Here is a 435-nt window from a genome sequence, read left to right as displayed (position 1 = left end):
GGCGTTGACGTTGTTCGTCCCCATCAGCCGGACCACCTCGACATGCGCGGTCAGGGTGTAGTGGTTCCAGGTCTCGACCGTGTCCCAACCCTCGTCCGCGTTCTCGACGATCAGGTCCACGCCGTCGAAGACATAGGTGTCGTTGCCGGAACCGCCGCGCAGCGTGTCGAAGCCCGCCTCGCCGCCAAGGCGGTCATTGCCGGCGTCGCCCACCAGCAGGTCGTTGCCCGGGCCGCCCGCCAGCGTGTCGTCGCCCGCGCCGCCCCACATCTGGTTGTTCCCGGCATTGCCGATCAACTGGTTCGCCAGTTCGTTGCCGGCGGCGTTGACGTTGTTCGCGCCCATCAGCCGGACCACCTCGACATGCGCGGTCAGGGTGTAGTGGTTCCAGGTCTCGACCGTGTCCCAACCCTCGTTCGCGTTCTCGACGATCAG

At 66.7% G+C, this 435-nt stretch carries 1 protein-coding gene; it reads right to left on the bottom strand.

Annotated features, from left to right (window positions below; translation table 11 throughout):
• A partial coding sequence (locus KTN05_RS17870) for a calcium-binding protein (protein ID WP_371823409.1) occupies positions 1–435 on the bottom strand: 435 nt, incomplete at both ends.

Origin of the sequence: Paracoccus sp. Z118, assembly GCF_019061185.1 — a bacterium.
Lineage (GTDB): Bacteria > Pseudomonadota > Alphaproteobacteria > Rhodobacterales > Rhodobacteraceae > Paracoccus.
Note: the sequence above shows the minus strand (reverse complement) of the source record. Positions and strands in the feature narration are given on the sequence as shown.